Source organism: Shewanella sp. YQ_9, assembly GCF_043103185.1.
Lineage (GTDB): Bacteria > Pseudomonadota > Gammaproteobacteria > Enterobacterales > Shewanellaceae > Shewanella > Shewanella algae.
Window position 1 is genome coordinate 37,790 of the sequence record NZ_JBICJO010000057.1, and the last position, 19,896, is coordinate 57,685.

The 19,896-nt window shown below is 54.2% G+C and carries 20 protein-coding genes; 10 read left to right on the forward strand and 10 right to left on the reverse strand.

Annotated features, from left to right (window positions below; all coding sequences use genetic code 11):
- Nucleotides 1–146: 146 nt before the first annotated feature.
- Entirely contained in the window at nucleotides 147–764 is a 618-nt protein-coding gene (locus ACF8D4_RS15180; RefSeq protein ID WP_054744580.1) for a LysE family translocator, read from the forward strand.
- Here the strand turns inward: ACF8D4_RS15180 and ACF8D4_RS15185 are convergent.
- Both ACF8D4_RS15185 and ACF8D4_RS15190 read right to left on the reverse strand, forming a co-directional pair.
- Nucleotides 753–1,652, reverse strand: a complete 900-nt coding sequence (locus ACF8D4_RS15185; protein WP_028780220.1) for a LysR family transcriptional regulator — start codon at nucleotides 1,650–1,652, stop codon at nucleotides 753–755. The two genes, ACF8D4_RS15180 and ACF8D4_RS15185, sit on opposite strands and share 12 nt — an antisense overlap.
- Before the next feature lie 200 nt (nucleotides 1,653–1,852).
- Entirely contained in the window at nucleotides 1,853–2,179 is a 327-nt protein-coding gene (locus tag ACF8D4_RS15190) for a DUF3144 domain-containing protein (RefSeq protein ID WP_028780219.1), read from the reverse strand.
- A gap of 332 nt (nucleotides 2,180–2,511) precedes the next feature.
- On the opposite strand from ACF8D4_RS15190, the gene ung reads away from it, so the two are divergent.
- Nucleotides 2,512–3,180, forward strand: coding sequence for a uracil-DNA glycosylase (gene ung / locus ACF8D4_RS15195; RefSeq protein ID WP_025009991.1), 669 nt, complete (start codon nucleotides 2,512–2,514; stop codon nucleotides 3,178–3,180).
- A 115-nt stretch (nucleotides 3,181–3,295) separates the two neighbouring features.
- Here the strand turns inward: ung and ACF8D4_RS15200 are convergent, their stop codons facing one another.
- Nucleotides 3,296–5,251: a methyl-accepting chemotaxis protein gene (locus tag ACF8D4_RS15200; protein WP_144132710.1), complete on the reverse strand. Its 1,956-nt coding sequence runs from the start codon at nucleotides 5,249–5,251 to the stop codon at nucleotides 3,296–3,298.
- 301 nt (nucleotides 5,252–5,552) lie between these two features.
- On the opposite strand from ACF8D4_RS15200, the gene ACF8D4_RS15205 reads away from it, so the two are divergent.
- The 5 genes from ACF8D4_RS15205 to ACF8D4_RS15225 all read left to right on the forward strand — a co-directional run bounded on the left by ACF8D4_RS15205 (nucleotide 5,553) and on the right by ACF8D4_RS15225 (nucleotide 11,295).
- Nucleotides 5,553–6,593, forward strand: a complete 1,041-nt coding sequence (locus ACF8D4_RS15205) for an ABC transporter substrate-binding protein (protein WP_392465793.1) — start codon at nucleotides 5,553–5,555, stop codon at nucleotides 6,591–6,593.
- Nucleotides 6,590–7,597, forward strand: coding sequence for an iron ABC transporter permease (locus ACF8D4_RS15210; RefSeq protein WP_144379924.1), 1,008 nt, complete (start codon nucleotides 6,590–6,592; stop codon nucleotides 7,595–7,597). Before ACF8D4_RS15205 ends, ACF8D4_RS15210 begins: the two co-directional genes overlap by 4 nt.
- Nucleotides 7,594–8,334: an ABC transporter ATP-binding protein gene (locus ACF8D4_RS15215; RefSeq protein WP_037436757.1), complete on the forward strand. Its 741-nt coding sequence runs from the start codon at nucleotides 7,594–7,596 to the stop codon at nucleotides 8,332–8,334. The genes ACF8D4_RS15210 and ACF8D4_RS15215 overlap by 4 nt, the downstream gene beginning before the upstream one ends.
- A 39-nt stretch (nucleotides 8,335–8,373) precedes the next feature.
- Nucleotides 8,374–9,183, forward strand: coding sequence for a class I SAM-dependent methyltransferase (locus ACF8D4_RS15220; protein ID WP_028780215.1), 810 nt, complete (start codon nucleotides 8,374–8,376; stop codon nucleotides 9,181–9,183).
- Nucleotides 9,184–9,291: 108 nt separating this feature from the next.
- A complete protein-coding gene (locus ACF8D4_RS15225) occupies nucleotides 9,292–11,295 on the forward strand; it encodes a TonB-dependent receptor plug domain-containing protein (RefSeq protein WP_392465797.1) in 2,004 nt (667 codons plus the stop codon).
- Between the two features lie 81 nt (nucleotides 11,296–11,376).
- Here ACF8D4_RS15225 and ACF8D4_RS15230 read toward each other — a convergent pair whose 3' ends face one another.
- Together ACF8D4_RS15230 and ACF8D4_RS15235 are read right to left on the reverse strand one after the other, a co-directional pair.
- Nucleotides 11,377–11,937 (reverse strand): PepSY-associated TM helix domain-containing protein, encoded by a 561-nt coding sequence (locus tag ACF8D4_RS15230; protein ID WP_117200350.1) that lies wholly within the window; start codon nucleotides 11,935–11,937, stop codon nucleotides 11,377–11,379.
- Nucleotides 11,927–12,394 (reverse strand): DUF4920 domain-containing protein, encoded by a 468-nt coding sequence (locus ACF8D4_RS15235; RefSeq protein ID WP_025009997.1) that lies wholly within the window; start codon nucleotides 12,392–12,394, stop codon nucleotides 11,927–11,929. The genes ACF8D4_RS15230 and ACF8D4_RS15235 overlap by 11 nt, the downstream gene beginning before the upstream one ends.
- Nucleotides 12,395–12,670: 276 nt before the next feature.
- Here ACF8D4_RS15235 and folM point away from each other — a divergent pair, with 276 nt between their 5' ends.
- Complete coding sequence (gene folM, locus ACF8D4_RS15240) at nucleotides 12,671–13,378, forward strand: dihydromonapterin reductase (RefSeq protein ID WP_392465800.1); 708 nt, start codon at nucleotides 12,671–12,673, stop codon at nucleotides 13,376–13,378.
- Between the two features lies 1 nt (nucleotide 13,379).
- Here the strand turns inward: folM and ACF8D4_RS15245 are convergent, their stop codons facing one another.
- From ACF8D4_RS15245 to ACF8D4_RS15255, 3 genes are all read right to left on the reverse strand, one after another.
- Nucleotides 13,380–14,267: a universal stress protein gene (locus ACF8D4_RS15245; protein WP_144159232.1), complete on the reverse strand. Its 888-nt coding sequence runs from the start codon at nucleotides 14,265–14,267 to the stop codon at nucleotides 13,380–13,382.
- Nucleotides 14,268–14,523: 256 nt separating this feature from the next.
- Nucleotides 14,524–14,943 (reverse strand): VOC family protein, encoded by a 420-nt coding sequence (locus ACF8D4_RS15250; RefSeq protein ID WP_025009999.1) that lies wholly within the window; start codon nucleotides 14,941–14,943, stop codon nucleotides 14,524–14,526.
- Nucleotides 14,944–14,985: 42 nt separating this feature from the next.
- Nucleotides 14,986–15,588, reverse strand: a complete 603-nt coding sequence (locus tag ACF8D4_RS15255) for an NADPH-dependent FMN reductase (protein WP_071238577.1) — start codon at nucleotides 15,586–15,588, stop codon at nucleotides 14,986–14,988.
- Between the two features lie 139 nt (nucleotides 15,589–15,727).
- On the opposite strand from ACF8D4_RS15255, the gene ACF8D4_RS15260 reads away from it, so the two are divergent.
- Nucleotides 15,728–16,366, forward strand: coding sequence for a helix-turn-helix transcriptional regulator (locus ACF8D4_RS15260; protein ID WP_392465804.1), 639 nt, complete (start codon nucleotides 15,728–15,730; stop codon nucleotides 16,364–16,366).
- Nucleotides 16,356–17,069: a 16S rRNA pseudouridine(516) synthase gene (locus tag ACF8D4_RS15265; protein ID WP_045283692.1), complete on the forward strand. Its 714-nt coding sequence runs from the start codon at nucleotides 16,356–16,358 to the stop codon at nucleotides 17,067–17,069. The genes ACF8D4_RS15260 and ACF8D4_RS15265 overlap by 11 nt, the downstream gene beginning before the upstream one ends.
- Nucleotides 17,070–17,072: 3 nt before the next feature.
- Here the strand turns inward: ACF8D4_RS15265 and ACF8D4_RS15270 are convergent, their stop codons facing one another.
- Nucleotides 17,073–18,155: a methyl-accepting chemotaxis protein gene (locus tag ACF8D4_RS15270; RefSeq protein ID WP_025886925.1), complete on the reverse strand. Its 1,083-nt coding sequence runs from the start codon at nucleotides 18,153–18,155 to the stop codon at nucleotides 17,073–17,075.
- Between the two features lie 137 nt (nucleotides 18,156–18,292).
- Nucleotides 18,293–19,828, reverse strand: coding sequence for an MFS transporter (locus ACF8D4_RS15275; protein ID WP_028780202.1), 1,536 nt, complete (start codon nucleotides 19,826–19,828; stop codon nucleotides 18,293–18,295).
- Between the last annotated feature and the right edge of the window lie 68 nt (nucleotides 19,829–19,896).

Consider the following 19,896-nt stretch of genomic DNA (forward strand, 5'->3'; position numbering starts at 1 on the left):
GCCTTAAAACTAATTGAAAATTGGCGGCTCGAAAGCGCTGGCATCATAGAGTATATTGACCAACCTGTTGTGGATGGCGTCTGTTATTCGTGGCTAATTGTTCGCACAAGACAGGGCAAAATGGTGTGTTTCATTGAGGGGGAACAATGAATTGGAGTGATTGGTTGGGATTGGTGGCTATCTCGTGTCTGGGGGCCATGTCTCCTGGGCCTAGCCTGGCCATGGTGGTGCGTCACACCTTGGGAGGCGGGCGCAGTCGGGGCATTACCTGCGCCTGGGCGCATTCTTTGGGGATAGGTGTTTACGCCTTTATCACTCTGCTGGGGTTGGCTGTGGTGCTGAAACACACCCCTTTGCTGTTTAACGGCATCGCCATATTGGGGGCGCTCTATCTCGCCTGGCTAGGCGTTCAGGCGCTGCAATCCAAGGGTGGAATGCAGCAAAAACTCAGTGCCGGCAAGCCGACGAGCATGTTGACAGCTGCCCGGGACGGTATTGCTATTTCGTTGTTTAACCCCAAAATTTTGCTGTTTTTCCTGGCCTTGTTCAGCCAGTTTGTCGCCGCCGCAGACAGTCTACTGGGACGAGGCATCATAGTCTTGACCCCCATGCTGGTGGATGGACTCTGGTACACTCTGATAGCCTTCCTCTTGTCTCAACCCAAAGTGTTGCCCAAGTTGAGAGAAAAGGCACAGTTGATTGACCGCCTCAGTGGCCTGGTGCTTATCCTGTTGGCCGGGCGGGTGATCTATTCACTGCTGTGATTGCAATGCCTGCTCGAGATGTTCCCTAAGGGCAATAACCAAAGGACTGAGCTGACGTCTGTCGGCGCAGAGCATATTGAGTGGCGCTTCTTCGCCGCGCCACTCGGGGCAGAGTTGCAGCAGTTGACCGTTTCTCAGCTCTTCGCTGATATCGAGCCGCGACTTGTAGGCTATGCCTTTGCCTGCCACGGCCCAGCGCCGCACCAACTCGCCATCATCGGCGACTCTATCGCCTTTGACCTGCACTGTGATTTGGCCCGACTGTGATTGAAAATGCCACCTGCTGTGAGTCGCATCGGCCAGCATAAAGCACAGGCAGTTGTGCTTTGCCAGTTCCTCCGGGCTGCCCGGCGCACCGAACCTGGCAATATAGTCGGGAGAGGCGCACAACACCCTGTCATTTTGACGGCAAAGCGGCAGGGCGATAAGCGCCGAGTCGGCCGGCAGCCCGTAGCGGATCACTATGTCGACGGGTTGGCGGTAGATATCCGTCAGGCGATCGCTTATCTGCACCCTGATACTCACCTGAGGGTGGCGTTCCATAAATTCATCCAATATCGGCAACAAACGGTTGCGACCGAGATCCGATGGCAATGACAACTGCAACTTGCCCTTGAGCAGGCTCTGACCTTGTTGAATCGCCTGAAAACCATCGTCGAGAATATTCAGGGCTTCATTGCAGTGCTGCAGAAAGATTTCACCTTCCTGTGTCAGACGCAGGCTGCGGGTAGAGCGAACAAAGAGTACAGTGTTGAGTTGGGCTTCGAGGCGCTTGATGGCGGCGCTGGTGGCGGCCGGAGTCAGATCAAGCAGTTGCGCCACCCGCGACAGGCTGCCCTGTCTGGCGGTTTCGCTGAATATTTTCAAGTCCTGCAATGCTCGTATCATATGCGCTTCCCGGTAGTTGTTCCCTGTTGTTACCCCAGCTGTTATTTACGCCTGTAATCAACAGATATTCAAATAAATTTTGAAAGTGTCGCGGGAGAAAGGAAAGGGCAGAGATGATGATGCGCTGACGGGACCGAGAAGGGGAAAGCTGAAATGGTGTAATAGTGCGGGGACACAGGCCCCCGCAGTTGTCAGGAAACTCAGATCTTGAATTGCTGCACGGCGTTGCCTGCCGGTTCGGCAGCATCTTCGCTGTTGACCACTGGAGGGTTGGCAATGTGATCTTCCAGGTTGTCATCCAGCATGTCGCGATATTCGGCGGTAAACCACTCAAGAGCATTGGCTTTTTCGGCGCCCAGATCGGCAGACTTGATAGCGGCTTCAAAAGCATTGAAGCGGGCGGCGGCAAATCTCAGGGCGGTGCCGACTTTACCTACGTCGCCTTCTTGCTGGGTCAGCTCATTGGCGAGGGCGATAAACTGATCTGCTAACTGGAATATGGTGGTTTGGTTGTTGTCGTCTGACATACTATATTCGCTCTTGCTAAGCCAAAGATTGAGGGCCGATTCTAACCTAAAAAGGCGCTGTGCCAAGGAAAAATATTGGCGATTGGGATCTGAATCCCCGTGCTTGCTTGCCAAGATCCTGGCATTTGGGCAAAAAGTCGCTTCAACAGTGGCTGCAGTTGCTGTCACTCAATTCTGTGTCCGAGGGGTATCTTGGCTTACTCCTCAATAGGTTGGCTTGTAAAATCGTCTCAGGTTCCTTTGAATCCAGGCCACAGAGCCAACACTCGGCGCTTGTATCCCGCAGTCGGCACTCTTAAGCTATGGCCTCTTTTACACAGAGGATTATCACCATGGCGCTCCCCACTGACTGGCAGGCATTTATCGCCGCTGAACAACAGGCCCCTTACTTCCAGCAACTCAGTGAGTTTGTTGCCGCGGAGCGCGCCGCCGGCAAGGCTATCTTTCCTCCTGAGGACGAGGTATTCAGCGCCTTTGAGCTGACACCACTGGACAAGGTGAGAGTGGTACTTATAGGTCAGGACCCTTACCATGGCCCAGGTCAGGCTCATGGCCTGTGTTTCTCGGTTAAACCCGGGGTGAAGACGCCACCTTCGCTGGTCAATATGTATAAGGAACTGGCGACCGACATCCCAGGATTCTCAATCCCGGATCATGGCAATCTGCTGAGCTGGGCCAAGCAAGGAGTCTTGATGCTCAACACTGTGCTGACGGTGGAGCAGGGCAAGGCGCACTCCCATGCCAAGGCGGGTTGGGAAACCTTCACCGACAGGGCGCTGCAACTGCTGGATCAGCGTGAAGAACCGATTATTTTTGTCCTCTGGGGCAGCCATGCCATTAAGAAAGGCAAGCTTATCAAGGCGCCGCAGCACAAGATCTTAAGCGGCCCGCATCCTTCGCCTCTGTCAGCCTATCGTGGCTTCTTTGGCTGCGGCCATTTCTCGGCCATCAATCAGCAACTGAAACAGTGGCAGCAAGCCGAAATAGATTGGCAGGTTTAGAGAAGGGGCTTATTTCGCACTCTCTTCGCATTTTCCTTAGCTAGAGAGATAGCGGCTATTTCACAGTATCAAGCAGAAACCTGGGTTGCTGCTCGATACTGCGGATTGAATTGCCTCAGACCTTGAACTGAGCTGTGGTGACACCAAGCTGATTCGCCAGTCCCAGCAAGCTGCGGGTGCTTATGGCCACTTGGCTGATGGCGGTGCTGTTTTCCTCGGCCGCGGCACTGAGGCCGGAAATCCCTTTGGCCAGGGTTGCCGATACCGTCGTTTGTTCCTCGGCTGCCGTAGCCGTTTGGCTCATCAAGGACTTGAGTGTCTGCAGCCGGTTACTGATATCATCGACCGCTTCACGCATGCCTTCGGCTTTCTCGGCGGTAGAGGCGGCTTCATCGCTGCAGGTTTGACTGTGGCTGACCAAAGAACCGGATTGGCGCTGGATCCCTTGCAGTACATTGCCTATATCCTGGGTGGCTTCCTGCACCTTGACCGCCAACTGACGTACCTCATCGGCAACCACAGCAAAACCTCGACCGTGTTCGCCGGCTCGGGCCGCCTCAATGGCAGCATTGAGCGCCAGCAGATTGGTCTGCTCGGCAATGCTGTCTATCACTTCAAGCACAGTGCCGATTTTCTGGCTGTCCTGTTCCAACGAGTTAACCTCTTTGTGGATCTCGGCAAAGTTGTTGAGGGTGACTTCCAAACTGGCGCGGGTATGATCCAGGTTTTGCCTCAAGGTTTCACTGGCGACCTGACAGGCGTTCACTTCATCGGCCGCGTGGGCAGTATTTTGGCCCACTTCGGCGGCGGCATAGCTCATCTCTTCCACCGCAGTTGCCAGCATGTCTGTTTCCTTGGCCTGAAGTTGAATGCTGCAATCGGCCTGGGTGATGGCGGCTGAATTTTGCTCTGCTGCCGATTCCAGCTCCTGTCCCATACCTATGAGCTGGGCGATGATCTCCCTGAGCTTGCTCTGCATTCTGGCCAACCAGCTCATTAGATGGCTGTCGCTCTGTGCTACTTGCAGCGTGCTGGTGAGATCGCCGGATGCTATCACTGAGGTGAGTTGACACATGTCGGCAGGCTCGCCTCCCAAGGGGCGCAGTACAAAGTTGCTGACCAGCTTGGCTGCCAGCAGTGCCAGCACTATGGCGCCGAGGCACACCATGGCACCGACATAAACCATATGCAGCGCCGGTGCTGCGACTTCGGCCTGATCGATTTCAGCTAAGAGCGCCCAACGAACCCCGAAGGCATCTATGGGAGCATAGGATGAAACCACTGGATTGCCTTTGTAATCCTTGAGCTGCGTGACACCGCTTTGACCCTTGAGCGCCTGTTCCACAGCTTGGGTATCTATGCCATTTTGCCTGACTGTACCGGCAAAAGAGGCTTTGACTGTGCGATTGACCGGGTCGAGAAAAGAGTCGGAGCGCATGCGCTTGTCGGCACCCACCAGATAAGTTTCACCGCTTTGGCCCATACCCTCGCGAATTTGCATCACCCCATTGATCCTGTCGATGGAGAGCTGGGCGGCAACCACCAAGGGGCGGCCCTGATATTGAATGCTCTTGCCGATAAAGGCTGCCGCTTCATTGCCCGAGGGGGCATAAGGGCTGAAATCGGCCATCACAGTTGCGCCGTTGCTGTTGATAGCGCTTCTGAACAGGCGGCCGAGACCTGAATCTGCATAAGGCCCGGTTCGCAGGTTACTGCCCCAGTCGGCTTCATGGGTCACAGTGTCTTTCACCAAGCCTGAGTCTTCGATGATGAAAATATCGTAGAAGCCCAACTCTTTGTTGAGGGCTTCCAGCATGGGGCGGGACTGGCTGAGACTGTTGAGTGATTCACTGTTTTGGATCACGGCCGCGATTGCATCCAGATTGTTGCCGAAGTTGGCAAACATGGCATCGAGCTGGCGCTCTTTGATCTCTCTGACAGCCAGCAGCCTTTCTTCGGCCTGATTATAGAGCTCATTTTTGGCGAGCCAACTGACCAATGCCGTTGCCAGCACTAAAGGAACCAGCACGATAAGCAGACTGATGAGCTTGATTTTGGTGGTAAAGCGCATAGGTTGACTCCCTGTCAAACGGCTGAGAGAAACAGCATCCAATTCCATTCGATGTGACACAGCACAAAAGTTTTTGGCTGCTTAAAATTTAGAACAGGAGTGAGCAAGCGGCCAAAAATTTATTGTGTAAATTTTCGCCTTGGGAGTAACGCTATCCTGCCAGTCGCTGATCGCCTTTAAGCAATTGCTGTTGCAAATCTTTTAATTGTGATCTCCATCCATTGCCAAAGTGGGTGGAGAAAGGTAATTTTCAGCGTTATATAATTTTGTATATAACGATTGGCGGCGAGGAAAAACAAGATTGGATAGAAGGAGTGTTATCAAGGCCGGCTTGAGTCTTGGGTTGTTGGCTTGTTTCCCCGCGCTGGCAAATCCTATGCCGGCCTATGGGACTGAGCCGAATCCAAACGGACAATTGGCGCTGCCGCCTGCTGCAGATATCAAGCGGGTGGTCAGTGCCGGAGGGCCGGCGGACCTGCTGTTGTTGGCCTTGAGTCCGGAAAAGCTGCTCGGTTATGCCCACCTCAAGCCGGCCTTGTTACAACAGCATGGCTTTGCTCCAAGCCTGTGGCAAAAGCCCTGGCTGGGCCGTTTGGTGGGCCGCAATGCCAGTCTTTCGCTGGAAAAGCTGATGACTCTGGATGCGGATCTTGTCGTCGACTATGGCAACCTCAGCCAAAACTACTTATCTATGGCGCAAAAGGTGGAACGCATCAGCGGCGTGCCGTTTCTGCTGCTCGATGGTTCACTCACAGGCACCCCGGCGCAATTGAGAAAACTGGGGCAGGTACTGGGAGCTAACGAACGGGCAGATTTTCTTGCCAAGCGCACGGCCGAAATACTCAGTGATGCCAGAGAGTTTGGCCTTAGCCAGGAAGAGCCCATCTCTTTTTATTTCGGCCGCGGTGCGACGGGTCTTGAAACCGGGGTCACAGGTTCCATTCACACCGAAGCCATAGAGCAACTTGGGCTTAAGAATGTCGCCAAGGCCGGTGACTATCGCGGTTTGGCCAAAGTATCTTTGGAGCAATTGATGGCCTGGGAGCCTGAGCTAATCATCAGCCAGGATCCCGCCTTTATCCGCCATATTCGCCAAGATCCTGTCTGGGGCACGCTGGCGGCTGTACGCAACAAGCGGGCCTATTGGTTGCCGAACAAGCCCTTTGGTTGGATTGACTCGCCGCCGGGAATAAACCGGCTGCTGGGCATGAGTTACCTTAGGTTGCTGTTGTCCGGCGCTGATGAGCAGGCCAAGCAAGCATTGGTGAAGGATTTCTACCGCGATTTTTACCACAGTGAGCTTAGCGAGGAGCAGGCGGCCAATCTGCTGCGCCCCGAATGAACGACAGAATCAAATACCCACTGGCGACCGGAATTTGTCTCAGCATTCTCTGTTTTGCCGCAGCCAGTGGCCAGTATCCTCTCAGTCTGGCGCAGCAGGGGCAGGCGCTTTGGCATGCCATCGGTGGCGATGTGGCCGCTCTGGACAGCAAGAGCATCAGTGTCTTTTGGCATTTGCGGCTGCCCAGAATTTTGGCGGCGCTTATGATAGGAGCCGGTCTGGCCGCCAGCGGCGCCGCTTATCAGGGAATGTTCCGTAACCCTCTGGTATCACCTGATATTCTGGGCGTTTCTGCCGGCGCCGGTCTGGGCGCCGTATTGGGCATTTATCTGGACTTATCGGTTTACAACATCCAGCTGTTTGCCTTTCTCGGTGGTTTGCTGGTGGTGGCTCTGGTTTGTCTGCTGGCGCGGCTCAGTCGTCAGGGCGATCCTGTGTTGTCTTTGGTTCTGGTGGGCATAGCTATTGGCGCCTTGTGCGGCGCCGGTATTTCATTGATGAAATTGTTGGCCGATCCCTACAGTCAGCTGCCTTCCATTACTTTCTGGCTGATGGGCGGGTTGTCGGATATCACTCTGGAAGATCTCAAGTCCAGCCTGCTGCCCATGATACTGGGATTGGTGCCGTTAATGCTGCTGCGCTGGCGTATGAATCTGTTAAGCCTGGCCGACGATGAGGCCCGCAGCCTAGGGCTCAACATAGCGAAAACCCGGCTGATATTTATTCTGGCGGCCACACTGCTGACTGCGGCGGCGGTATCCATCGCCGGCATTATAGGTTGGCTCGGGCTGGTGGTGCCGCATATCGCTCGTATGCTGGTGGGCGCCGATTTCAGAAGGCTGTTGCCCATGTCCATGCTGCTGGGCGCCTTTATGTTGCTGCTGACCGACACCCTGGCCCGCACTCTGGCGCCGATTGAGCTGCCGCTGGGGATTTTGACCGCCTGCATAGGCGCGCCCTTCTTTATGTTTTTGCTGCTGAGGGGTGGAGGCCGGGGTCAATGATAGCCAGCATGCAAGGTGTCACAGTGGGCTATGCCGGTAAGCCTTTGTTGGCTAATGTAGAGCTTTGCTTACCGGAAGCTGAAATCGTCTGTTTGCTCGGCTGTAATGGCAGCGGCAAGACCAGCTTATTGAAAACATTGCTTGGCTTGCTGGTGCCGCTTGCCGGTGAGATAAAGATAGCCGGCAGGCAAATTCATCAATGGTCGCAGCGCGAGCTGGCACAACAGATGGCCTATGTGCCACAGGCACAGTTGAGCCGTTTTTCCTTTCGGGTGTTGGAAATGGTGCTCATGGGCTGCCAGTCGCGGCTGGGACTGTTTGCCGTGCCCGGCGCGAATGAGCAGAAACGGGCGCTGGCGGTCTTGAAACAACTGGATATAGCTCACCTGGCCGATTGCGCCATGGATCAGATAAGCGGCGGCGAGCGCCAGCTGGTGTTGATTGCCAGGGCCTTGCTGCAATCTCCAAGATTGCTGGTGATGGACGAACCGGCCGCCAGCCTGGATTTCGGCAATCAAATCAAGTTGCTGGCTCAGGTTAAACGACTCAAACAGCAGGGAATCGCAGTATTGATGTCGACTCACCATCCGCGTCATGCCGAGCTGTTGGCCGACAGTGTGGCGCTGGTGGAACCCGGTCATGGCCTGAGACAAGGCGCAGTGGCCGGGCAGTTACAGGTATCGGGACTGGCGCAGCTCTATGGCGTCAGTGAGTCTGCGATTGCCGAGCACCTTTAAGGTGCCGGCTGAGGGTTAAATCTTAAGCAAGGTGATTTCATGATAATAGAAGAGCTGGACTTTGCCGCCATGTACCGCGAGCACCTGCAAAGGGCGGAACGCACCCACAAGAGTGCCGAACATTGGGACAAACGGGCCGAGAAGATGGCCGAAAACTGCGCCAGACCCAAGGACAGTTACTTGGAGGGCTTTTTCAAGCTGATGGATTTGAGTGATTGCGACACTCTTTTGGATATGGGTTGTGGCCCGGGCTCTGTGTGTCTGGGGCTGGCCGACAAGATGCAGGCCGTCTATGGCCTGGATTACAGCAGCGGCATGTTGGAAGTGGCCAAGCGCCGCGCAGATGCGGAAGGCTTGAGTAATGTCACTCTTATCCAAAGAGCCTGGGAAGATGATTGGAGCGACATCCCCGTGTGTGATATCGCAGTGGCGTCGCGCTCGACTCTGGTGGGCTGCCTCAAGAGTGCCCTGGAAAAGCTCAATCGCCAGGCCCGCAAGCGGGTTTATACCACTCATACCGTCAGCTCAACCTTTATCGATCCCGCCATTATTCAAGCCATAGGCCGTAAGCTAGTGACTCTGCCGAACTATCTGTATGCGGTGAATATTTTGCAGCAGATGGGCATTAAGCCCAAGGTGGAGTTCATCGAGTCCAGTGGTTGCATGAACCAGGCCGAGAGTTACGCCCAGTTTGAAGACAACGTTGCCTGGTCGCTGGGGCCGCTGGATGACGCCGAAAAACTGCGGTTGCAGGAGTATTACCAGAGTCATAAGCAACAGGGCAAACCTCTGCGAACCGGCGATCGCAGCTGGGCCATGGTCTATTGGGATGTGATACCCCAGGCCTGAGTCAGAGTCTGATTAGTTATTGCCCGGACTCGCATCGAGCTCCGGGTATTTTTTTAATAATCGATATATAAAAATTTATACATCGATTGAGTATTGAAGGTCTGTAGTATGAAACCAAAGCACTATTACTCTATTCTGCCGCTGATGCTGGCTTCTCCGCTGGCGCTTGCCGATGGCAGCGTGGCTGAGTCTGAGAATAAAAACGAAACCAAAATAGAAAGGATCAGTGTCTGGGGCAGCCCGGTTGCCGCCAATCAGGACAGCGTCAATCAAGACACCATCAAGATGCTGAACAAGCAAAACGTGGCCGAGGCGCTGAATATTATTCCCGGGGTCAGCCTGCAAAAATCCGGTCGTCGTAACGAGGTTCAGGTTAAGGTTCGGGGTTTTGACAGCAAGCAGGTGCCGCTGTTTTTTGATGGGATCCCGATTTACATCCCTTATGACGGCAATCTGGACTTGGGGCGTTTTCTGGCGTCGGATCTGGCCTCGGTGGAAGTCTCTAAAGGTTATGCCTCTTTGCTGCAGGGGCCGAACATGATGGGCGGTGCCATCAACCTGACGACCCGCAGACCCAAGAAGAGCTTTGAAGCACAACTGAACGCCTCCCAAGGCTGGGCCCGCGGAGAGGACAACGGTTATAGCCTGGATGCCAGCCTGGCTGGCAGCAATGATTGGGGCTTTATCCAATTGAGCGGCAACAAGCTGGCCAAAGACTTTGTCGGCCTGTCCCACGACAACGACAACCCGATCGCCGGCAGCGACGGCAAACGCGCCAACTCGGCATACAGCGATAGCCGCGGTACCGCCAAATTTGGTTTGACTCCCAATGAAACAGACGAGTACATCTTTACCTATATCCGCCAGGAAGGGGAAAAGAACAGTCCGCCCTATGCCGGCACTGAAGCCGATATTCGCCCTACCTATTGGCAATGGCCGCAGTACGACAAACAGAGCTTTTACTACAGCGGCTATACAGAGTTCAGCCCTGGGGTTGTGCTGCACAGTCGCCTCTATCGCGATGAATTTGAAAACACCCTGAGGATATACAAGAGCCTGGAAAACCTGCAGCAGCAAAAAGGCCCCTACAGTCATTATGACGATGCCAGCAATGGTGCCGGCCTGCAGCTCAGTATCGATATGCGCAAAGACGACATCTTGTCGTTTGCCGCTCACTGGAAGGAAGACCTGCACAAGGAGCAAGGGGAGCCTGACGGGGAGTTTGACAAGTACAAGGATAGAACCCTGTCGGCGGCAGTGGAGTATCAATGGGCACTGAGAGATAACCTGGATCTGGTAGGGGGCATCAGCTACGACTCCCGAAAGAGCCTTGAAGGCTACAAGCATGAAAAGGATGGCAGCCTGACCCGCTATGAAGACAACTCGCAGCACGCCTTCAACTGGCAAGTGATGGCCCGCTATGAATTGGCAAACCTGGATACACTGCAACTGTCTCTATCCCAGCGTAGCCGCTTTCCGACGCTGAAAGAACGCTACACCACTTTCAGGCCCGCCTATGGGCAAACCGCCATAGTCAACCCGCATCTGGAGCCTGAGCGGGCGACCAACCTGGAGCTCAGTTATCAGGCGACATTGGCGACTAACTGGCAACTGGACAGCAGTGTCTACTATAACCGGGTGTCCGATGCGATTTTGACCCATAACATCACCCCGACACTTATCCAAAACCGCAACAGCGGCAGGGTAGATTACAACGGGCTGGATCTGGGGATTTATGGCGATCTCAGCGATTGGGCCAGTGTTGGCCTGAGCTACAGCTATATTCACGCCGATGTTGAGGATGAGCAGCTCGATGTTACCGGCCTGCCGGATCATCAACTCTTTGCCTGGGTTAAGCTGACTCCGCTGGAGGAGCTGGACATCATTCTGAGTCAGGAAGCTCGCAGCGACAGCCTCAGCAATTCAAATGGCAATCAGGTCGCCAGTGGTTTCGGAGTGACCGGCATTCGCTTTGACTACCGCATCTGGCAGGGGCTGAGTGTTAATGCCTCGGTCAACAATCTGTTTGACCGCAACTACGCCTATAGTGAGGGTTTCCCCGAGGAGGGACGTAACTATTGGCTGGGGGTGGAATACCGTTTCGGTCACTAAGCCTTTCAAGGAGGCATAAAACAGAAGAACCCGGCCATGAGCGGGTTCTTTGTTATCTGGTAGCGTTTTGTTCAGAGTGCGTTAGCGCAGCAGAATGAACAGCAAAGGCAGCAGGACGCCTGTGAGTGTCAGCCAGGTCTTGCGGCTCTTGAGCAGGTTGCCACTACGCAACATCACCAGCGCCGATAGTGCCAAAAACAGCAGCATGGCGGCATAGATGTCGGCAATCCAGGTCCAGGCGTCACGGGCATGGTTAAGATGCAGATAGTTGAGAGCCTGCAGTAATGGCCTGCTGTTTACTATCTCGGCCGAGACTGTGCCGGATACCAGGTTAGCGCTCAGTTGGCTGCCATCTTTGAGAAAGACTTGGTACTCATTGGCGCTGGCACGATAACCGCTGCGGATATTATCCTGCAGCGAAAAGTGGCGGCTCAACAGGCTTTGAATGTCACTGTTACCCAATGAAGGATTCAACCCTTCGACACGGCTCTCACTCTGGGTTATCTGGTAGTTGGGGTTCCAGTCATTGATGTGATTGACGGCAATCCCCGAAATGGCATACACCAGAGTCATGCCTATGCACAGATACCCTATGTCTCTGTGCAATAAACGGATCCTTTTGCGCAGCTTGTTACTCAGCATCACGGATTTCGACTCCGTATGGATGCAACTGATAGAAAGTCACTGCTTGAGTTACGGACTCAGGATCGAAGGGCTTGTTGTGTTGCTGGGCCTGATGCCCGAGATAAGCGCGGGTCTGTTCGAGATCCAGCTCAATTGCCTCTAACGCTCCGGTAGCATAGGCTTTTTGCCCACGGGCACTGACGGGAAAGACCATCTCGCCATCGCGAACCTTGACTCTCAATCGATCAAAGCTGTCGTCGGTTGCCAGTTCCATCCAGCAGCCCCGCTTGCTGCACACTGAGACTATGGTGCCTTCTACCGTGAGCTCCTTACCGACATAGTCATTCGGCGATGCCATCAATGTGGAAATGGGCACGAAGATATTCAGATCGACCGGTTCGCCGAACTTGCTGTCGGCACTAAAGGCCAGAGGGGTAAACAGGGCTGCCAACAGGATTAACTGATTGATACGCATGGGAGTAACCTTTGTAGTTGAATATGATTTATTGAGAATGGTTATTATTTAATATTGCGATATTATTGAAGCCTGAAGCGATATTCAAGTATTCAGGGCATTGAAATCCCAATATGCGAGCTGGTCGGCATTTTGCCGATTAATCAAGATTATCTGTCTATTTTCAATAGGGTTTCCAAGAGGTGATACTCAGTTGTTGGACCCCGGATGGCGAGACTGGCCAGAGTGCGGCCGAACGTGAAACAATAGCGCGACGGACAAATGGAAGGAAAACACATGCAGCCTATTTTGATCACCGGCGTCGGAAAGCGTCTGGGACTGGCAATGGCCAGGGACTTGATGGCTCAGGGCTATCCACTCATCGGTACCTATCGCAGCCATTACGCCGCCATCGACGAGCTCAAGGCCGCGGGCGCCGAGTTGCATCGAGTGGATCTCTTGCAAAATAGCGAGATCAAAGCCTTTATTGCCGATGTAAAAAGCAAGCATGAGTCTCTGCGGGCAATCATTCACAACGCCTCGGATTGGATGCCGGAGCGGCCTGACACAGATGCCGCAGAGGTTTTTGACAGCATGATGCAGATCCACGCCTCCGTGCCCTATCAGTTGAATCTGGCACTGGCGTCGCTACTGGAAACTGATGAGATAGGCAGCCGGGATATCATTCATATCAGCGACTATGTGGCGCAGAAGGGTAGTAAGAAGCACATAGCCTATGCCGCCAGTAAGGCGGCGCTGGATAATTTGACCCTGTCATTTGCCGCCAAGTTGGCGCCGGGCGTCAAGGTCAACGGCATAGCGCCTGCACTGATGCTGTTCAATGAGCAGGATGATAGCGCCTACCGGCAAAAGGCGCTTGCCAAGGCATTATTGCCCAAAGAGGGCGGCGAGCAGGAGATGCTGGCCGCCGTGAAGTATCTGATGACCAGCCGTTATATGACGGGCCGCACCCTGTCACTCGAGGGTGGGCGGCCGCTTAAGTGATTCAATGCAGCAAGGGACAACTGGGCTTTAAGGCCAGCACGTCGCACTGTAGTTGATTGAGCATCTGCTCAGAGGCGTGGCCGTTGAGTTCGCTCAGCAACCCTCTGTGCTCTGCCGCGCCCATGATGACTATGTTGCTGTGCCATTTGTGGGCGGCCTCCGGTACCACATGATCCGGCATGCCACTGGCCAGATGCAACTGCTCGTCACTCAAGGCCAAAGGTCTGGCGACCTGCCGCAGTTTTTGCCACTGATTGTCTTTCTGAGAGCGACAGCCGGGTTGCTGGTTATCGAAGGCCATACTGATGTCCGCTTCCTGATAGCAGTTGAGCAGATGCAGCCTTTGTTGCAGCAAACCGGCAAACTCAAAGGCCTGTTGCAGCAATCTGTGATTGAAATGGGAATGATCTTCCGTGTCTTCATCCAGCTCCAAAGCCGCCAGTAACGACCCTTGCTGCTCCCAGGGAGAGTCGCTGACAAACATCACCGGCAGGGACACCCGTTGCAGCAGTTGCCAGTCATCTGTATGACCCAATTCACACTGCAGGGCTGAGTAGCTGTGATGTTCTACCAACAGCAGATCGTAATGCGCCTGTTTTAGCTCGGTGAGAATGGCGGTCGGCAGATCCTTGGCCTGACACTGCTTCAAGCAAAGGTTCAGTTCCCTCGATGGGTAATGTGGACGCTTTTCCCTTAGATGGGAAACCAAGGGCTGTGGATGCACTTTTTGTTGTAGCCACTGACCAATACCATGATATTTAGGGGTTTTGACTCTGAGCAGTGTGAGCTCGGCATGGCTGGCATTGGCCAGTTGCACCGCTTTTCTCAGGGCCAGTTTTCCTCTGTTACTGTCGTCCGAAACGGCCAGCAAGCGTGTAAATACACTCATGACTCTATCCTCGAGGCCAAGACTATTATTGGCTTCGTATAAGTCTAGCCATACCGCGCCACGCCATCAGATCCTTTTGCTCTTGAAATGCCCGTCAATAGCGGCTTTTGGGTCTTTATGCCGGTCTACTTTGAATTCGGTCTTACGGCAAGGTGCCGTCACCCTGGGCTGGTTGTACAGTAAGAAGTGAATCAAGGCGGCTCCCCCACCCAGTGAGCGAAGGCGAGGGAGCCTGTAAGGTTACTTATGATTGCCCTTAGCTAGGGCGATTGCGCTGTTTTGGCAGATCGCTTAGGTACTGGACAAACTCCACTTCAAACCCGGCCGGGTCGATGAAGTACACATTGCGGCGCCAGGGCTCGTCAGCACCGTCTTTATCTATGCTATAGCCTGCGTCCAGCAGGCGCTTGATCACCCCGTCAATGTCTGCAGTGACAAAGGCGAAGTGGGCCAGCCCGGGTTGATGACCGCTCAAGTCGCGGTTATTGCCTTCACCGTTATCGCTGAAAGCCAGGTATTGATAGTCATCACCGAAGTGGAGCCATTTTCGTGGCTTGCCATACCAGCTTCCTTCTCCTTGGCAGCGGATCTGCCAGTGAGGAAAGGCGGCGCGGTAAAAATCCAGGGTCTTGGGGAGGTCTGCGACCACCAGGTTCAGATGTTCCAGTTGTATCATTTGCGTTCTCCTTGCCCTTTTACTGCCTGTTTGGGCCTTTGTTTACATGCCGTAGCAATATTCCTGTTGTTTGGGAAAGGGGGCGTCCCTGTGAGCAAAACGTATCTGTGCCAGTGCTGCTGCATACTGGGTCAACATATGCAGGCTATAACCTATCCTTTCTCTTAATCTGGCATCGCGGATGCTGTCGCATTCGGGGTTGAGCATTTTCTCGACATCGCGGACGATCAAATGATCCGGAACGGCCACCAGTTTGTTGTTTTTCATGGCGTTCATTCTCAATTCACTGATGGGATAGGCGCCGCTTATGCCTGAGACAACCGCAACCAGCAGTGCGGGCTTATGGGCCGTATGTTGGCTGTCACACATCAGCAGAAAGTTCTTCAACAAAGGTGTCGCCATGCCGCCCCATTCCGGAGTGATAAGCACCAGAGCATCGGCTGCTGTCACTTTGGCTTCTATCCGTTGCCAGTCGGCTCCCTTGTTTTGCTGCTCACCATCCCAGAAGGGAAGATTGAAACCGCAGAGCTCCAGATGTTCCGCCTCTGCGAGTTGCTTGGTCTTTATTTCCCGGGTGATGAATTCTGCGACCTTGGCACTCTGGGATTGGAAACGTTGGCTGGCGCTGACGACTAGGTATTTCATGTTAAGTAAACCTTTTTGTTTATTTATTGTTTTATAAGGTATGTGCTTTACTTAATAATGTAAAGATAAAATAAACAAAAAAGTTTATTTAATCTGGATGCGGCGTCCTGAACCGGGCATAATCAGCGCTGGAGGTGCCATGAAGACCACAGACAAGATAGTCGACATTCTCAAGTTGAACGGAGCTCAGACGGCCCAGAGCCTGGCCGCTGAGCTGGGGCTGACCAGTATGGGGGTGCGTCAACATCTGCAAGCCCTTGAAGCCGAGGGGCTGGTGCGGACCGAAGACAGGGCCGAAGGCCGCGGCAGACCTGCGCGTTATTGGACGCTGACCGAGCAGAGTCGCTCGCTGTTTGCCGACCGTCACGATGAGCTGAGCCTGCAACTGATAACTTCAGTGCGTCAGGTCTTTGGTGACGAGGGCTTGGATAAACTCATCAGTCACAGGGAGCAGCAAAGCCTCAAGAGCTATTCGAGCCAGATGGCCACTGCAGCTTCCCTGGCCGATAAGCTGGAATGCCTGGCCGAGATCCGAAGCCGTGAAGGCTATATGGCGCAGATTGAAGCGGACTGTACCGGCTTTTGGCTGCTGGAAAATCATTGCCCCATTTGCGCGGCGGCCACGAGTTGCCAGAACTTTTGTCGCTCTGAGCTGGCATTGTTCCGGCAGTTGCTGGGGCCTGAGGTGGAAGTCAGTCGCCGCGAACATATCCTGGATGGTTCACGTCGCTGTGCTTATCGGATTGAAGCTAAAGGCGCCTTAAACGATGCGCAGTAAGAGGGGGCGACTGGACAGGTTTCTCGCCGGGCAGCTGAATATTCCCCGCAAACAGGCCAGGCAATTGCTTGCCGATGGCCGGGTTTGGCTCGATGACGAGCAGGTGTTTGCCGCAGACAGACTTATCCATGAGTTCAGTCATATTCGTCTCGATGAGCAATGGCTGCAGCGGCAAAACCCTGTCTACTGGATGCTGAACAAGCCTGCCGGAGTAGTGAGCGCCACCCAAGATCCCGAGCATAAAACCGTACTCGACTGCCTGCCCCCGGCGGCATTGGTGCCGGGGCTGCATATCGCCGGCCGCTTGGATAAGCAGAGTACCGGGCTGGTGCTGCTCAGTAATGACAGCCGCTGGACCCAGGCGTTGACCCTGCCTTCATCGAGTAAAGCCAAGCGTTATCGGGTGCGTCTGGCCAATCCGCTGGATGACACTTATATCGAGGCTTTCAGGGACGGATTTTTCTTTGAGTTTGAAAACGTCATCACAGCGCCGGCCGAACTGAGAATTTTGGCAAGCCATGAGGCCGAGGTGATACTCACTGAGGGCAAATATCACCAGATAAAACGCATGTTCGGCCGCTTTCGTAACCCTGTGCTGGCGCTGCATCGCAGCCAGATAGGTCAGATAGTGCTGGATGACTCTCTGGCCGAGGGCGAAGCCAGAGAGTTGACCCGGGAAGAGGTGGAGTCGGTCGCTTACTGACGGCTACTGAACTGCGGCGATAATGCTATCTATGGCCTGCACCACCTGCATACTGGCATCTTCCATCCGTTGCAGCGCCATTACCTGCTCTGTGGTGTCGCCGGCTGCGGCGTGTTCCAGCGCCAGGCGGCCACTCTCGTGCACCAATGCATGCGGCGCTTCCAACTCGCGGAACCCCGGGAGTGAGCTATAGAGGCTGGCGCCTTGTCCTTCGTAGTACCACTTACCCAAACGGCAGTCATGGTGGCTGTTTACCGGCTGATCAAAACACTGGTTTTGCAGCAGTTCATAGATATTCTGCTTCCATACCGCATGATCCAGCTTGGTGGTGTTGAGGAAAGACACAGTCGCGGCATGGCTGATCACCTGCTGCATCTGCGCCGATTGCGCCAACACCTGAGTGACCACAGTGTCTATCTGTACCGCCGAGCTGGCCACTTCATCGGCGCAGCCTTGGTTGTCATCTGTCAGAGTTCGTATGCTTTCCGACTGAGTGATGATCTGCTGCACCAACTGCTCTATCTGTTGGCTGGCGTCACTGGCCTTGGCCGCCAACTGCCGGACTTCATCGGCTACCACGGCAAAGCCGCGACCAGCCTCTCCGGCGCGTGCGGCTTCGATGGCTGCATTGAGCGCCAACAGGTTGGTCTGTGCCGAAATACCCTGAATGGCGCTGACAAACTGGCTGATGCTTTGGGTACTGGTATCCAGCTGCGCCACTGTCCCCAGACTATGCTGTGACTGTGAACTGAGCAGATGGGCTCGCTCTCCCAGCCTGGCAACGGCGCTGCGGGTTTGCTCGAACAGGGCGTTGAGCTGCTCCAGCTTACCTTGCTCCTCAAGCAGACGTCCGGCGTCTTCGGCCATGGCCTCGCGTACCGATTGCAACATAAGCCCGCCCTGGTTCTGGCAGGCCAGCATGGCGGCGAAGTCGCGGTTTTGCGCCAGTGCCTGGTCCCTTTCCTGTTTGAGCTGCCCCAGTTGCAACTGCAATTGCTCCAGTGTCGCCTGGTGCTGCTGGCCCTGTTCCTCGAGCCGTTGTTTCAATGAATCTATCTGCCGGTGAAGACGATGGTTAAAAAGCATAAAACTTCCTTGGATACAAATAGTTGCATTCTATTTATGGCTATTTTAAGCATAGACTTTGGCCCGTTCCCTTGGCGGGATCAAGCTCTCATTTACAATCAATATATAAAAACGCCACCCTGAGGTGGCGTATCAAATCAGGCTTGGGCCTGCTGCATTCTCAGCAGCCACTTACCGTAGATATAGATGCCGACGGCGGAAATGGTGCCTATGGCGCCTATGATGTACCAGGCCATGCCTATGTTATGGCTCTGGTAGAGGATCTCGGTCAGCTCGCGGCCACTTTGGCCGGTGAACTCAACCAGTTTATGAAAGGCCTCCCCCTGCGGAATGGCGGCCACATCCTTCTGTGACATGCCCTTATCCAGCAGCATCTCACGGGAGAAGATCTCTTTGGAGGCAAAGATTTCATAGAGTTTGGGGCCGAAATAGCCTTCCAGGCCCCAGCCTATGCCCTGTGGCAACATCACAAAGCCGAGGTACATGGCCTTCTTGCCTTCGGGGGCAATATTACCCATAAACTCGTTCTTCTTTGGGCTTATCATCATTTCGCCGAGAGAGAACATGGCGATTGCCAACACGATAAACCAGGCCGCATGGGTGGCACCGATCAACACAAAGGCAAATATAGACAGCAGACAGCCGGCCAGCATGGCGCTGGTGATACGGTACTTGGCGGTCAGGGCGGCTATCAGGAAGCAACTGGTCATAATCAGACCCGCGTTGAGGTTGAGCATGCCTTCCGGCATGACCTTGGTGCCTTCGTTGTTCAGCCCGAGCCAGAATTGCAGTATGCCATTACTGGTGCCTTCAGGGCCAAACAGGCTGGTGACAATCACGCTGGTATCGACCCATTCGGCGATATGAATAGGCAGCACGTCAAACAGGGAGTTGAACAGGAACCAGAAGCCGGAGAACACCAGCATATAGTAAATGACTACCGGCTTTTTCAGCTCGCTCCAGGCATCTTTCCAAAGCATTTCCTGCTTGAGTTCGCCGGACTTGATCTTACGTTGCCGCTCCAGGCGTTGCTCTTTACCCGGCTCTTTGTACGTCAGCAGGAACAGGAAGTTGAGCGAGATAATGGCGGCGCAGGCGTAGAACACATTGTCCCAGGACAGCTGCCGCATATGCACTGCCACCAAGGGACCAAGGAAACCACCGATATTTACCACCTGATAGAAGATACCCCAGGCCATGGAGGTGTTGTTACGGTTGGTGGACAGCACCAGCGTTCCCTGGATACCGGGCTTGAAGATGCCGGTACCGGCCGCCAGCAACATGGCGCCGAACAAAAAGCCCCAGAAGCTGGGGAAGAAGGCCATACAGAGGTAGCCACAGATCTTGATAATGGTTGAGGCAAAGATGGTCTCTTTGTAGCCGACCCTATCTGAGATCCCGCCGGTAAATACCGGCACAAAGGTCTGCAGTAAGGCCCAGACTGAAATAATGATACCGTAGTCGCTGAGGCTGATACCTAGGCCACCTTCGGAAGCCGGTGCCTTGGCATAGAGTCCGGCACTGGCCTTAACGCCGTAGTAGGCGATACGTTCAACCAGTTCCATGCCGCCGACCAGCCAGAAGATATAGCTTAAACTGGCGATGGAAGCCCACATCCCCAGTTGCTTGACTTCGCGCAGGTCATTGCCCGCACAGGAGTTGGAGTCGCTCATACTCTTCCCTTGTCTGTATTATTATGTTTGTAGGTCTTTTATCAATCGCAGGCTAATGCCTTGTATCA

Coding starts and splice junctions, on each gene's coding strand:
- ACF8D4_RS15220 (WP_028780215.1), top strand. CDS start 8,374: ATGATAATAGAAGAGCTGGACTTTGCCGCCATGTACCGCGAGCACCTG.
- ACF8D4_RS15185 (WP_028780220.1), bottom strand. CDS start 1,652: ATGATACGAGCATTGCAGGACTTGAAAATATTCAGCGAAACCGCCAGA.
- ACF8D4_RS15260 (WP_392465804.1), top strand. CDS start 15,728: ATGAAGACCACAGACAAGATAGTCGACATTCTCAAGTTGAACGGAGCT.
- ACF8D4_RS15210 (WP_144379924.1), top strand. CDS start 6,590: ATGAACGACAGAATCAAATACCCACTGGCGACCGGAATTTGTCTCAGC.
- ACF8D4_RS15230 (WP_117200350.1), bottom strand. CDS start 11,937: ATGCTGAGTAACAAGCTGCGCAAAAGGATCCGTTTATTGCACAGAGAC.
- ACF8D4_RS15190 (WP_028780219.1), bottom strand. CDS start 2,179: ATGTCAGACGACAACAACCAAACCACCATATTCCAGTTAGCAGATCAG.
- ACF8D4_RS15200 (WP_144132710.1), bottom strand. CDS start 5,251: ATGCGCTTTACCACCAAAATCAAGCTCATCAGTCTGCTTATCGTGCTG.
- ACF8D4_RS15265 (WP_045283692.1), top strand. CDS start 16,356: ATGCGCAGTAAGAGGGGGCGACTGGACAGGTTTCTCGCCGGGCAGCTG.
- ACF8D4_RS15235 (WP_025009997.1), bottom strand. CDS start 12,394: ATGCGTATCAATCAGTTAATCCTGTTGGCAGCCCTGTTTACCCCTCTG.
- ung (WP_025009991.1), top strand. CDS start 2,512: ATGGCGCTCCCCACTGACTGGCAGGCATTTATCGCCGCTGAACAACAG.
- folM (WP_392465800.1), top strand. CDS start 12,671: ATGCAGCCTATTTTGATCACCGGCGTCGGAAAGCGTCTGGGACTGGCA.
- ACF8D4_RS15270 (WP_025886925.1), bottom strand. CDS start 18,155: ATGCTTTTTAACCATCGTCTTCACCGGCAGATAGATTCATTGAAACAA.
- ACF8D4_RS15250 (WP_025009999.1), bottom strand. CDS start 14,943: ATGATACAACTGGAACATCTGAACCTGGTGGTCGCAGACCTCCCCAAG.
- ACF8D4_RS15225 (WP_392465797.1), top strand. CDS start 9,292: ATGAAACCAAAGCACTATTACTCTATTCTGCCGCTGATGCTGGCTTCT.
- ACF8D4_RS15255 (WP_071238577.1), bottom strand. CDS start 15,588: ATGAAATACCTAGTCGTCAGCGCCAGCCAACGTTTCCAATCCCAGAGT.
- ACF8D4_RS15180 (WP_054744580.1), top strand. CDS start 147: ATGAATTGGAGTGATTGGTTGGGATTGGTGGCTATCTCGTGTCTGGGG.
- ACF8D4_RS15275 (WP_028780202.1), bottom strand. CDS start 19,828: ATGAGCGACTCCAACTCCTGTGCGGGCAATGACCTGCGCGAAGTCAAG.
- ACF8D4_RS15215 (WP_037436757.1), top strand. CDS start 7,594: ATGATAGCCAGCATGCAAGGTGTCACAGTGGGCTATGCCGGTAAGCCT.
- ACF8D4_RS15245 (WP_144159232.1), bottom strand. CDS start 14,267: ATGAGTGTATTTACACGCTTGCTGGCCGTTTCGGACGACAGTAACAGA.